This window comes from Sphingobacterium spiritivorum (genome assembly GCF_016724845.1).
GTDB lineage: Bacteria > Bacteroidota > Bacteroidia > Sphingobacteriales > Sphingobacteriaceae > Sphingobacterium > Sphingobacterium spiritivorum_A.
Genome location: NZ_CP068082.1, coordinates 828,163 through 840,923, shown reverse-complemented (window position 1 = coordinate 840,923; position 12,761 = coordinate 828,163). Strand labels below are relative to the sequence as shown.

The 12,761-nt window shown below is 42.0% G+C and carries 10 protein-coding genes; 8 read left to right on the top strand and 2 right to left on the bottom strand.

Annotated features, from left to right (window positions below; all coding sequences use genetic code 11):
• Positions 1-25 precede the first annotated feature (25 nt).
• The 3 genes from I6J03_RS03425 to I6J03_RS03415 all read left to right on the top strand — a co-directional run bounded on the left by I6J03_RS03425 (position 26) and on the right by I6J03_RS03415 (position 2,635).
• Complete coding sequence (locus I6J03_RS03425; RefSeq protein WP_003010317.1) at positions 26-565, top strand: DUF3347 domain-containing protein; 540 nt, start codon at positions 26-28, stop codon at positions 563-565.
• A 224-nt stretch (positions 566-789) separates the two neighbouring features.
• Positions 790-2,160, top strand: a complete 1,371-nt coding sequence (locus tag I6J03_RS03420; RefSeq protein WP_003010320.1) for a phosphatidylinositol-specific phospholipase C domain-containing protein — start codon at positions 790-792, stop codon at positions 2,158-2,160.
• Between the two features lie 85 nt (positions 2,161-2,245).
• Positions 2,246-2,635 carry a DUF1398 domain-containing protein gene (locus I6J03_RS03415; protein WP_003010323.1) on the top strand — a complete coding sequence of 130 codons (390 nt, stop codon included), beginning with the start codon at positions 2,246-2,248 and terminating at the stop codon, positions 2,633-2,635.
• A gap of 49 nt (positions 2,636-2,684) precedes the next feature.
• Here I6J03_RS03415 and I6J03_RS03410 read toward each other — a convergent pair whose 3' ends face one another.
• Positions 2,685-3,122 carry an acetyltransferase gene (locus I6J03_RS03410; RefSeq protein WP_003010325.1) on the bottom strand — a complete coding sequence of 146 codons (438 nt, stop codon included), beginning with the start codon at positions 3,120-3,122 and terminating at the stop codon, positions 2,685-2,687.
• Positions 3,123-3,331: 209 nt separating this feature from the next.
• Between I6J03_RS03410 and I6J03_RS03405 the strand changes: the two genes are divergently transcribed.
• The 3 genes from I6J03_RS03405 to I6J03_RS03395 are packed head-to-tail and all read left to right on the top strand — an operon-like array spanning position 3,332 to position 6,217.
• Entirely contained in the window at positions 3,332-4,132 is an 801-nt protein-coding gene (locus I6J03_RS03405; protein WP_003010329.1) for an alpha/beta hydrolase, read from the top strand.
• A gap of 1 nt (position 4,133) precedes the next feature.
• Positions 4,134-5,315: a copper amine oxidase gene (locus tag I6J03_RS03400; RefSeq protein ID WP_201694146.1), complete on the top strand. Its 1,182-nt coding sequence runs from the start codon at positions 4,134-4,136 to the stop codon at positions 5,313-5,315.
• Between the two features lie 17 nt (positions 5,316-5,332).
• Entirely contained in the window at positions 5,333-6,217 is an 885-nt protein-coding gene (locus tag I6J03_RS03395; RefSeq protein WP_201694145.1) for a hypothetical protein, read from the top strand.
• On the opposite strand, the gene I6J03_RS03390 is transcribed toward I6J03_RS03395, so the two are convergent.
• Positions 6,211-7,452 (bottom strand): ROK family protein, encoded by a 1,242-nt coding sequence (locus I6J03_RS03390; protein WP_003010340.1) that lies wholly within the window; start codon positions 7,450-7,452, stop codon positions 6,211-6,213. The genes I6J03_RS03395 and I6J03_RS03390 overlap by 7 nt on opposite strands.
• 155 nt (positions 7,453-7,607) lie before the next feature.
• On the opposite strand from I6J03_RS03390, the gene I6J03_RS03385 reads away from it, so the two are divergent.
• Positions 7,608-9,437, top strand: a complete 1,830-nt coding sequence (locus I6J03_RS03385; protein ID WP_003010342.1) for an FAD-dependent oxidoreductase — start codon at positions 7,608-7,610, stop codon at positions 9,435-9,437.
• 131 nt (positions 9,438-9,568) lie between these two features.
• Positions 9,569-12,757 (top strand): SusC/RagA family TonB-linked outer membrane protein, encoded by a 3,189-nt coding sequence (locus I6J03_RS03380; RefSeq protein WP_232279801.1) that lies wholly within the window; start codon positions 9,569-9,571, stop codon positions 12,755-12,757.
• The last annotated feature ends 4 nt before the right edge of the window (positions 12,758-12,761 follow it).

Here is a 12,761-nt window from a genome sequence, read left to right as displayed (position 1 = left end):
TATGTAAATAAAGAAAATAAAATATATGAAAACAGGAATTTTTAATGGCTGTATCATATGGATATCGGCCTTACTTTTGATGGGTTGCAACAGTGCAACCAAGCCTTCGGATACAAGTATTACCCAGCAGGAAAAGACGACGGAGGTGAAACAGAATGTAGTTGGCATAAAAGATGACGCGCTTAATACCGTTTATCAGCAATATTTGCTCCTTAGTGATGCACTGATCAATTCGGATATGGCTGCTGCAAAAGAAGCTGGTCTGGCGCTGGAATTGGCTGCAAAAGCGCTGGATAACAGGGGTCAATTAGTTAAGCTTGCTTCCACTATTACAGCAGTCTCTGATATCGAAAAGCAAAGAGCAGTCTTTTCAGACCTTAGTAATGAGATGATGAGCAGAATAAAGACTGTAGGATTAAAAGAAGGAGAAGTTTATCTGGACTATTGTCCTATGGCACTGGACGACCAGGGCGCTGTCTGGCTAAGTAATGAAAAGAGTATACGAAATCCGTACTATGGTGAAAAGATGATGGAGTGTGGGGAAGTAAAAGAAACACTGAAGTAGAAGGCTGTCTTCATAGCGTTTGTATTTTCTTTCTGTTAGCAGATTCATAAATTAGAATCTGCGTCAGGCTGTTCGGCTATGACATATGGGAAAGTAAATTTTCAATCTGCATTGTTACGTATTATATTCTATACGTTTCTTCCTTGTCCGTTTATTGTCCGCCTCCATAACGTAATAATTACTCCTGTTTATAGGATCTTTATTTAAGATCAAAACTAGAAAAAATGGAAAGATTAACACAAACATGGATGAGTCAGCTTGATGATAATAAGAGGTTGTCAGAAATAACTATACCAGGCACGCATGACTCGGGAACTTACACACTTGGAGACGGACCTATAGACAGTGCTGCAAAATGTCAGACGCAGAGTATTACGGAGCAACTTAATAACGGCATCCGGTATCTGGATATACGATTGGCAAGAGGGACAGATAATGATGGCGTCCTGTGGCTTTATCACGGAAAAGAGCGTGCGATTGCTGTATCCCTGGATCTGACCTTTGAACAAGTCATCAATGATTGTCTTCGTTTTTTGGATAAGAATCCTCAGGAAACGATTATTATGTCGGTCAAAAAAGAATTTGGTAACGAGATTCACGAATGGGTAAAGAATACAATAGAAAAACGGAGTGACTGGAAAAAAAGATGGTGGCTGGCTAATGATAAGAACCCTTTGCTGAAAGAAGTACGCGGTAAGATTGTATTGTTCCGAAGATTTGATATGGCAGATTTTGGTTTGGATACTCAGGGAGGCTGGCCAAACGATAGTGAGGGGCCTTTAAGTCATCATAATATTAATTTCTATGTTCAGGATGTGTATAACTCATGGTCAGATGATGATGACCGTAAAGACAAGTTTAATGTATATGTTAAAAATTGTCTGATCAGAGCTTCAACAGATAGTAAAGAGAAATTTTATATCAATTTTGCAAGTGCTACAGGTTTCCTTGGTGGATTGTTACCACTTACTACTAATCCCAGAAACATGGCGGATACTGTGCTTCCGCTTTTCCACCAATACTTGTCCGAATCTGCCCCTGCACGCTATGGTATTATCCCGATGGATTTTCCTGAAATCGGCTCCAATCTTACGAAGCTACTGATCAACTGCAATAAAGCGAATGTACATGCACCTGCGATTGGTTCAGTTGTAGAGATATGTACCACATTGGGACTTTTTCAGGATGGATATGATTTCTGTATGGATGTAAAAGGCGGGGACAGTCAGGATGGTGCTCCTGTTATTGTGTATGAAGCCAAACGGTCAAACAACCAAAAATGGAAGCTGACAGATGCCGGAGATGGATTTTACTATCTGGAGCCACAGCATACGACAGGTAAAGTGCTGGACGCAGCGTACAGGACTGGAAATGAAACAAAAGTTGCTATACAAGGAAAAAGTGGAAGCGACAGTCAGAAGTGGAGAATTACGACCACAGGTAATTATCCTGTTCTGTATACGATCTCTCCAAAAAGTACACAGGGATCCTGTCTGGATGTAAAGGGAGGAATATGTAAAAATGGTTCAGAAATTATTTTGTTTCCGAAGCATGGAGGAGACAATCAACTCTGGTATATTAATAAGATTGGCTAATCCGTATTCTCTTTTTGGAATAGCGTACAAAGGCTGTAATATGGAAGTATTCTGTTATATTTAGGTATTAAAAAATCGGATATCCATGTTTACAATAGAACAAATCAAACAGGCACATGCCAAAGTTAAATCCGGAGCAGATTTTCCATCCTATATGCGGGAGATCAAAGCATTTGGCGTATTGGGGTACAATGCTTATGTAACAGACGGACGCATAGATTATTTTGGTGCGGAAGGATATACCACATCAGCTCCGGCCAAATATGACAGACTGGAAATTGCCAGCCAAAGTGATATAGTACAGTTTAGGAAAGATCTTAAAGATCATCAGCAAGGTCTGACCGATTACCTTACCTTTTGCCGGGATTGTGCGCGATCGGGAGTAGAAAAATGGATTATTGATATGGACCGGATGACCTGTGCTTATTATGATAAAGCCGGAAATGAACTTCTCATCGAGAATATCCCACAGTAATCCGTCAGCTATTTAACAAATAACTTAATAAGCAGTCCTATCGGGCTGCTTATTTTGATTGGAGCTGTAAATGTAATATGGGATAAGGTTTGCCGGAGCCGTCTGTAGCCGATCGTCTGGTCTGTTCAAATCCCATCCTGAAGTAGAATCCTGCAGCCTGTTCATTCTGTTCGTTTACGTCCACATAGCGAATGCCTAATTGCTCAACAGCATAGTTCAACAGCATCTTACCATATCCTTTTCCCCGGGAGTCAGCATCTACAAACAGCATTTCAAGGTGTTGCTCTGCCACTGCTATATAACCCATTGCCTGTTCCTGATCATACAGGATATAGGCTGTAAGCTGCGGCAGATAATCTCTGGGGATAGCTTCTTTGAAAAACAAAAAATCCTCTTCCGTGAGAAAATCATGAGTCGCACGTACAGCAGATTCCCATATCTGCATGATCGTCTTATAATCTTCTGGTGTTGTCCGGCGTATATGCATTGTTTACCATCTTTTCAGATTAATGTAGCATTCTTGTCAGCTGCATTCCCCTGTTTATTTTAAAAAGCATAAAGATAAGATATTCCTTTATATGTGGTCTAAATAGATTTAGGTGGCTCTTGTGTAAATATAGTTATTAATTTTTTTTAATAAATGATTATTATTTATTAAAATTTATTTTATATTTGAGTTCTTAAAATGATAAACCTGTGAAAATTTACTTCTTTCTTCTTTTGTTTTTACTATCCGGACTATGTTTCGCACAGGAGACAGTATTGATTAATTCTCAAAGTCTGCAGACTACAGATTCCGTATATGTATATAAGCCTAAGGGATATTCAAGGAAGGAACAATATCCTGTTGTTTATCTGCTGCATAGTCATGGAGCTAACTATCGTACATTTTCTAAGATATTGGATCTGCAACGGCTGTCGGACACCTATGGATTTCTGATTGTATGTCCGGATGGACTGAAAAGCAGCTGGTTTATAAATTCACCATTGAAGTCAGGTGTTCAATACGAAGATTTCTTTATCCGGGAACTTATGCCGTATATCAATAAGTACTTCGGGGGGCGTTCGGATGCTTCTTTTGTCACCGGAGCCAGTATGGGTGGTCATGGCGCATTGTGGCTGTTTGTAAATTATCCGGCTTCTTTTTTAAGTGCTGGCAGCAGCTCCGGTGTAGTTAACCTGCGGCACTCCGGGTTTAAGAAAACGACCCTGGCAGAACATCTCGGAGAATACAGTGAAACAAATGAAAACTTTGACCACTATTCGGTGGTCACGAGCATAAAGCGGTTAAAAGGGCTTTCCAAAACCTTCATTTTCGATTGTGGTACGGAAGATTACCTGTACAAAGCAAACAAAAGTTTGAGGGACAGCTGTGATCAATGGAAGATCAAAGCTACCTATATCGCACGACCCGGGGCACATACCGGTACTTATTGGTCTGAGAGTCTGCCGGTACACTTTGAATATTTCAACACCTTACTAAAAACCAAATTATAACATGAATACTACACTGAAGAAAAAGGGGCTGTCCGTAACATTGGGGCTGCTTTTTGTATCTGCTTTGTATGCACAGCAGGTTCCGCAGCATATTGCAGCGCAATTAAAAAATACAAAGCAGGGAGAGATTGTACGTCTGGATAACTTTCTGACGGAGAGCTTTACCAAAATAAATTACGATAGAGTGATCTGGCCGGGACCGCAATATATGATTTCAGATGATCCTGAATATATTCGTATTCCGGAAGGGATCGCGCTGAAGGAAAAAGTAGAACCAGGTACAGTCCGCTTGTATGTGTATAATGTCAACGGTGTCAAAGAACCAAAAACAGACCGAAAGATCACAGCTGTAATCAAGAATACCGGTAAAGGTAATATGCGCATGAAAATGCTTAAATATTCTTCACAAAAGCCAAGCACCAACTATTTTAAAGTTGGAAAGGAAGGGTTATACGACTACTTCAATTCGCAGGGACTGGCCAAGGAACGTGCTATAAAACCCGGTCAGACAGTTGCGATCGATGAGGTACTGGAGCGCAATGTGGTCAGGTATGATGAACTGGTACATGGCATATATGAATTTCTGATCGATGAACCGGGAGAAGTAGCCGTATTGCAGACTGCTCCGGGTACAAGCGGGCCTAAGGCATATGAAACCATCGGTTCTGTAATCCCGACCAATAAGAAAAATGCAGGGAGAGGAATGTTCGGAGTGAGCAACTATAAAGTTTTTAATGAAGCTGTGCTGGAGACAGATAAAGGAGTCACGCAGCTCGTAGTTGCAGATGGTAAAGATGATGCATGGGTTAAAGGTATAGAAGGAGAAAGCAATACCGTATCCACACTGGCTGGCAATTACGGAGTGATGTATAATATTGAGCTCAAATGGAAAAGTAATGATGGTAAGGGACTGGCTCTGCTGACCTGGAATTCCAGGTCGGACAATCAATGGTGCAGCGCTATGGCCGCCAGTGTAGTGGTGAGTGATGGCGTATATAAAGGTGGAGTGGTGCAGTTACCTGCTGAGCGTCTCAATACGAAAGGAAATCCCGAAGCTGTGCTGATTCAGATCTTTAAACCGGAGCAGATCGGTAAGGAGCAGATCCTCAAGTTGACATATTCGCCTCCCGGAGCGTCTTGTTTGCCAACACCACTGGTATTAGTACCCATAGATCTTAATTAACGATCAGGAGGATAGCTATGTATAAATATATTTTAACCGGAATCGGAATCTTAGTACTGGCAGGTTGTGCGTCACTTAAAAAGGATGCTAAACCTTTGGAAAATAGGGGTATTACTTCTTCTGATGTGCGATTTTTTAAAGGTGAGATCAGGCCGGAGCAATCAAAAGTCTGTTTTGAAGGTGCTTATTACAGAAAATTAGTCTCCAGTGAAGATAATTGGGTAGGCATAGAAGGAAAGGTACTCTTACCTCAGATAGAATTTGATAAAACCCGTATCAATCCTAAAAAATCAAAGCAATATCTGGATAATCCTTCTGTCTATCTTGGCGGTTGTATGGATGGTCAGGAGACGGATATCGGCCTGAGCTGGGAAGTGATTAAAGACGAACGGGGAGTGGTTAGCGAAGAACGTAAAGCTTTCCGTCCTTTTATGCGTCGTACCGGTCATGGTACGGAGCAGGCCGCTGTATTCGTCAATGCTCCTGCTATCAAAGATTACTACTGGTATCCCGGTGAAGAAGTGCATATGTCCGTTGTATTGATACGTGACGGGTTGCTTCGCTTTGTCGTGGAAGGAGCCGGCAAAAAGTTTGAATATGACTTTGAATGTGCAGGATATGCGTTTGGCCGCAAAGGCGAATTTAAGCGGGTGAATGCAATCGATCAGATGTCTAATGAGGGAAAACCTGCACAGGCTACAACGACAAAAGTAAAAGGCTCCCGATGGTTTTATACCAATCTGATCCGTCATGAAAAGGGAGCATTAGTAGCGGTTCCTTTTCATGAAGAACGTTATACTGAAATGGCTTGTCCCAAAGCAGAATACTTTGATATTGTATCTGCTAAAGACTGGACCGCAAAGGGTGGAGAAGAGATTTCTATAAGCGGTGCGGCTTATTGATAATCCTTGTTCAGGAGTCTGTTTCTAACCAGAAAACAGGCTCCTAATACTCCCGCTTTCTCACCCAGTACAGCCGAAATAATCTTTGTGTCATTATTGACCAGACTCAGTGAAAATTTGTTGATCGCACTCTTAATCGGGAGTGTGATATATTCTCCTGTCTCCGATAATATTCCGCCCAGGATGACCAGTTCGGGATTAAAGACATTGATAAGCAATGCAATTGCCCTTCCTATTTTTTCGCCGACTTCAGCGATCAGTTCTATGGCAAGTACATCATCTGCTTTTGCAGCAGCAATAATATCTTTTAATTTGATATCTGCTATTGTTTTGGGCGAAGTTTTGACCGGATGAGAGAGGATAATAGATGAAGAACCTTCCTGTAGTTTTTCCTGAAATAAGCGAGTCAGTGCCCATCCTGAAGCTTCCGTTTCCAGACATCCTTTTTTACCACAGTTACAGATGATCTCATTGTTGAAAATAGGAATATGACCAAATTCTCCAGCAAATCCGGATTTACCATAGTATAATGAACTGTTGATCATGACGCCCATCCCGAGACCATAGTCCAGATTAAGAAAAATCACATTTTTCTCCGTTTTGATCGCTTCAGAGTTGAACTCACCATAAGCCATAGCCCGGGAGTCATTCTCCAGAAATGTCTTTATTCCCAGTTCATTCTCCAGAATTTTAGCTAACGGCTCTTCATGAAAATGAAAAAAACTATAGCTGTAACCTGTAGAGTAGTTGATCCGGCCGGAAAGATTAATACCCATACCCAGAATCTTTTCCTTGGGAATATTGAATGTTTTTAGCGAACTGTGAATCAGTTGTATCAATTCTTCCAGAGAGGCGGTGCTATTGCTCAGCGTAAACGGAAGATGTTCTTTTATATAGACCAGTTCATTTTGAAGGTTAGTAATTCCGATATTAATATGGTTCTGTTTGACGTCTACACCCAAAAAAAATACAGAATCAGCGATCAGTCCATATAAGTTAGGCCTTCTTCCACCGTTTGTATTGATTTTTCCCAGATCCTGTACCAGTTCCTCCTGAATAAGTTCGTTAATCAGGTTGGTCACTTTGGGAACGCTGAGGTTTAATTCCTTGCATAGATCAGCAATTGTAGCGCTGCTGTGCGTACAAAAGAAAGAGATGATGTTTTTCTTTAACTGTATGTTCTTGTAGGCAACACCCGAAAAATTATCGCCATTAAGCTCTTCAAGGAATGTCATTGTTATATGATTTTTTTTAAAATCAAATGTATGAAATATATTGATAAATACTAAATGCTTTTAAATGGTACTCAATTAATAAAAAAAATTAATAATTGTTGTGTTTATTTTAAATATATTATATATTAGTGGTCTGTAAACCATATTATGATAAAATGAAAATCTACCTTGTATTTATAAGCTTATTCTTTACCTGTTTAATTCATGCTGAGGGCGCTTCTCCTGTCCGTGTCGATGTGCTGATCGTCGGTGGAGGGGCCAGTGGTACCACGGCAGCTATACAAGCCTCCCGTCTTGGGGTGAAGACACTGGTTATTGAAGAAACACAATGGCTGGGTGGAATGCTTACGGCTGCCGGGGTTTCTGCTATAGATGGCAATCATCAGATGCCGGCAGGACTGTGGGGCGAATTCAGAAGTCATTTATATAAGTATTACGGAGGCCCTGCCGCTGTAGAGACAGGATGGGTAAGCAATACGCTGTTTGAACCTTCCGTAGGGAATAAAATTCTGAAAAGCATGATTGCTGCAGAAAAGAACGTGGAAGTGTGGTATTCTGCACAATGGAAGAAAATAACTAAAACGGCACAGGGCTGGGAAGTCGAGGTCGATAAGAAAGGGAAGAAAATACAGGTGTCGGCCAGAGTTGTAATCGATGCAACCGAACTTGGAGACCTGCTGCCTGCAGTGGGAGCATCTTATAAGATCGGTATGGATAGCCGTCAGGATACAAAAGAGGAATATGCTCCCGAAAAAGCAAACGATATTATCCAAGACCTGACTTATGTAGCGGTGCTGAAAGATTACGGACCGGGGGCAGACAAGACGATCAGGAAACCAAAGGGGTATGATCCAAAGGTATTTGAACATGCCTGTGATGTCGCAGATCCCGCTTCACATGATAATACCCCTAAGATTGACTGTTCACAAATGATCACGTACGGAAAACTTCCGAACGGGAAATACATGATCAACTGGCCAAAGGACGGTAATGATATTTATCTGAATATAATCGAGAAATCTCCGGAAGAACGTAAGAAGGCTTTGCAGGAAGCAAAGGACCATACCTTGCGTTTTATATACCACCTGCAGACTGTACTTGGATTTAAACATCTGGGACTGGCAGATGATGAGTTTGATACAGCGGATAAGCTGCCTTTCATTCCATATCATCGGGAATCCAGAAGGGTAGCAGGAATTGCAGCGTTGACACTGCCTTATGTACAGAAGCCCTATGAACAGGAAATACCATTATACAGAACAGGCGGTATTGTAGGTGACTATACCATAGATCACCACCATCTGAAAAATCCGGAGGCTCCGAAAATAGATTTTGTAAAAATCAAAGTACCTTCTTACAATGTGCCTCTGGGCGCTCTTATTCCTGCAGGTGTAGATAATTTTATTGTTGCAGAGAAGAGTATCAGTGTAAGTAATATCGTCGCGGGAGCTACACGTCTTCAACCGGTGGTATTGGGTATAGGGCAGGCGGCCGGTGCTCTGGCAGCTCTTGCAGTAAAAGAAGACCGCAGTCCTCAGAATCTGGAGGTAAGAACCGTTCAGCAGACTTTGCTTGATCATGACGCTTATCTGCTGCCTTTTATAGATGTCAAGCCACAGGATAGCTATTTTGAAGCGGTGCAGCGTATAGGCGCAACCGGCATACTTAAGGGAAAAGGAATCGCCTATAAGTGGGCCAACCAGACCTGGTTTTATCCGGAACACCGTATCAGTGAATATGATCTGACCGAAGGATTAAGAACCTATTATCCACAGCTGCGGGATGTACAGGCTTCCGGTAAAGATCTGGAAATTGATTTTTTGGCTACACTGATTCAGCGTGTTGATCCGAAAAAGGAGAAAGAAGAAATTATAAAAGCATACAAAGGCAACAGGTATCTGACGCGTGCCGAGGTGGCGGTACTTATCGATCAGTATCTGAATCCATTTGTACAAAATATTGACTTTCAGGGCCGGCTGAAATAAAAATTGCGGTCAACCTAAAGTGTAAAAGAGATTTTACCCAATGAAAACAATTGAGCTCCACTATGGAGGAGCTATCGAATAAACCGAGTAACCAACATTTTATAAACAACCTAAATAATGCTATGAACAACATGAATGAGATTAGTAGATGGAAGGGAAGTCCTGTGTGGCGTATCCTTACATTAATGATTCTGTTGATTTTTTCATCACACACGGCCAGTAGTCAAACCCGGCAGGTACAGGGAACCGTCCGTGATCAGGACGGGAAACCTTTGGCAGGTGTGTCTGTGAGCGTGGTAGAATCTCAGAAACAAACGTTTTCCGATGGAAAAGGTAATTTTAGTATTGCTGTGAAACCCTCGGACAAATCCCTGACATTTAGTTATGTGGGCTATGAAGGCAAGATCGTCGCTCTGGGTGATCGTACACAGCTGCAGGTATCCCTTGCAGTAGCGACCTCACAGATGGATGAAGTAGTCATCATCGGATATGGTACTGCTCAACGGAAGGACCTGACCGGATCTGTAGGGTCGGTAAAGATCGAAGATCTGCAGAAAGCGCCGGTCAAAACATTTGATGAAGCACTTGCCGGACGTGTGGCGGGAGTGCAGGTAAGTTCAGCAGAAGGACAGCCGGGATCGAGTATTGACATTACTATTCGTGGAAATAACTCGATCACACAAAGTAACTTTCCCCTGTTCGTAATAGATGGTTTTCCATTTGAAAGTGCAGGAGACCAGTCTATCAACCCCATAAATACCATTGATCCGGGAGATATCGAATCTATCGATGTGCTGAAAGATGCTTCGGCTACTGCTATCTACGGAGCACGAGGAGCCAATGGAGTTATTATTGTTACGACCAAAAGAGGGAAGGTAGGAAAACCTGTATTGACATTTAATACATACTACGGGCTGCAGGAAAATAATAAAAGACTACAATCCCTGGACCCTTACGAGTTTGTGCGTCTGCAAAATGAGATTGACTCTGTTCGTACCAGAACTTTGTATTTTCAGGATGGCCGCAACCTTGATTATTACCGTACAGTAAAGGGAATCAACTGGGAAGATGAGATTACTCGCGTCGCACCGATGCAGAATCACTATTTTAACATAGCAGGAGGAACCGACAAAACCAAGTATTCTACTACATTGTCGTACACCGGACAGGATGGTGTACTCATCAATTCGGGTTTCAAACGCATACTGGGTAAGATGGTGCTGGATCAGCAGGTCAACGACAAGCTGAAAGTGGGCATGAATGCCAGTTATTCTTACATCAAAACCTTCGGTACACCGACTTCAGCATCCGGTTATGTCAATGAGACGAATATGCTTTTCAGTGTATGGTCATTCAGACCGTTGTCTATTGATCCCACATTAGACCTGATCAATGAGCCGGTAGATCCTGAAGTTGAGCAGGGAAATAATAATACCTTCAATCCTATACTGACAGCCCGGAATGAGCTGCGGGAAAACTATGGGGGTAGTCTGAATACAAATGCTTACCTGGAATACGAAATCAATAAATATCTGAAACTTCGTCTGGCTGGTGGTTACAATCAGGGTCAGCGTGAATATGATGTCTTCAACGGACGGTTTTCAAGATCCGGTTTTATTTCCAACTTTGCGGTCAGCGGTTCCAAATCTATCTTTATGAGTTCAGGCTGGCAAAATGCCAATACCCTGACCTATGCACGGAGATTAAATAAGAATCATTACTTCGATCTGATGGTCGGTTTCTCTGCCGAATCCGGCAAAAGCAGACTGTTCAATGGAAGTGCTATTCTTCTGCCAAATGAAAGTCTGGGCCTGAATGGTCTGGGAGAAGGAATCCCTAATGCGGTAGGAGCAGGCTCTTCTGAATGGGCATTAGCTTCCTTTATGGGAAGATTAAACTATAAGCTGCTGGATCGTTTTATTTTTACGACTACCTTACGTGTGGACGGTTCTTCCCGTTTCCTTGGAGACAATATCTGGGGTTATTTTCCTTCAGCGGCAGCGGCATGGCAGATGGATAAAGAGGAGTGGCTTAAATCTGTTCCGGCAATTTCAACCTCCAAACTTCGCGTGTCATGGGGAGTGACCGGTAACAATGCTGTCAGCAATTTTGCTGCTTACCCGGCTATGGCTGCTGTCAATACAGATGCCGGTAATTTCTACAATAATTTTCCGGGATATACATTTGGCGGAGGTTACTCCAATGGACTGGCAAATATAAGTATCGGAAATCCGAATCTGAAATGGGAGTCAACCAGTCAGATTGATATCGGATATAATCTGGGATTGTTCAAAGATAAGCTTTCCGTAGAAGTAGATGTATATGATAAGAAAACATCCAATCTGTTGCTGAATGCCGATATGTCTCCGAATACCGGATATTACAGATCTATCAAGAATATCGGTAAAGTGGGTAACAGAGGACTGGAAATAACCCTTAGCTATTCACCTGTTGTCAAAAAGGACTTTAGCTGGAATACGTCCTTTAATATTGCTTTTAACAGAAATAAAGTATTGTCGCTGGCTGAAAATCAGAACTATTTGCTGACCAGTCAGGGATGGGGTGATGACTGGAAAAATATTCCGGGATATGTGGCCAAGATAGGAGAGCCTATCGGTATGTTCTACGGGTATATCTATGAGGGAGTATATAAGTATGATGATTTTAATAAAGTAGGTGATAACTATGTCCTGAAAGACAATGTCACCTCTAATAATGCTTCAGGTACTTCTGTTCAGCCGGGAGACATCAAATACCGTGATCTGAACGGGGATTATATTATCAACGAAGCAGATAAGACAGTGATCGGTAATCCTAATCCAATCCACATCGGAGGTTTCTCCAATAACTTTTCATATAAAGGTTTTGACCTGAATGTCTTCTTGCAATGGTCATACGGCAATGATATTCTGAATGCCAATCGTATTGTCTTTGAGTCAGCCTATAAGTATGGTTATAACCAATGGGCTACCTATGCGGACCGATGGACTCCGGAAAATCCGGATTCAGATATCCCAGGTGTGGCAGCGATCAAAGGAAATGCTTCCAAAGCATATTCAACACGGGTGGTGGAAGACGGTTCATTTCTGAGGCTGAAGACACTAGCGCTGGGTTATAATTTCAAAAAGGAGTTTTTGCAGGGAATCAAACTGAAGACACTGCGGATATATGCTTCTGCACAGAATCTCGTGACATGGACTAAATATTCAGGATATGATCCGGAAGTCTCCGTGAGAAGATCAGCCCTGACTCCGGGGTTTGACTTCTCTGCTTACCCTAGAGCCAGAACGATAACTGTGGGATTGAATACAACATTTTAAAAGG

What these genes read in the sequence shown, in the direction of transcription:
- I6J03_RS03415 (WP_003010323.1), top strand. Translation starts at nt 2,246, where the DNA reads ATGTTTACAATAGAACAAATCAAACAGGCACATGCCAAAGTTAAATCC.
- I6J03_RS03385 (WP_003010342.1), top strand. Translation starts at nt 7,608, where the DNA reads ATGAAAATCTACCTTGTATTTATAAGCTTATTCTTTACCTGTTTAATT.
- I6J03_RS03380 (WP_232279801.1), top strand. Translation starts at nt 9,569, where the DNA reads ATGAATGAGATTAGTAGATGGAAGGGAAGTCCTGTGTGGCGTATCCTT.
- I6J03_RS03390 (WP_003010340.1), bottom strand. Translation starts at nt 7,452, where the DNA reads ATGACATTCCTTGAAGAGCTTAATGGCGATAATTTTTCGGGTGTTGCC.
- I6J03_RS03420 (WP_003010320.1), top strand. Translation starts at nt 790, where the DNA reads ATGGAAAGATTAACACAAACATGGATGAGTCAGCTTGATGATAATAAG.
- I6J03_RS03425 (WP_003010317.1), top strand. Translation starts at nt 26, where the DNA reads ATGAAAACAGGAATTTTTAATGGCTGTATCATATGGATATCGGCCTTA.
- I6J03_RS03400 (WP_201694146.1), top strand. Translation starts at nt 4,134, where the DNA reads ATGAATACTACACTGAAGAAAAAGGGGCTGTCCGTAACATTGGGGCTG.
- I6J03_RS03410 (WP_003010325.1), bottom strand. Translation starts at nt 3,122, where the DNA reads ATGCATATACGCCGGACAACACCAGAAGATTATAAGACGATCATGCAG.
- I6J03_RS03395 (WP_201694145.1), top strand. Translation starts at nt 5,333, where the DNA reads ATGTATAAATATATTTTAACCGGAATCGGAATCTTAGTACTGGCAGGT.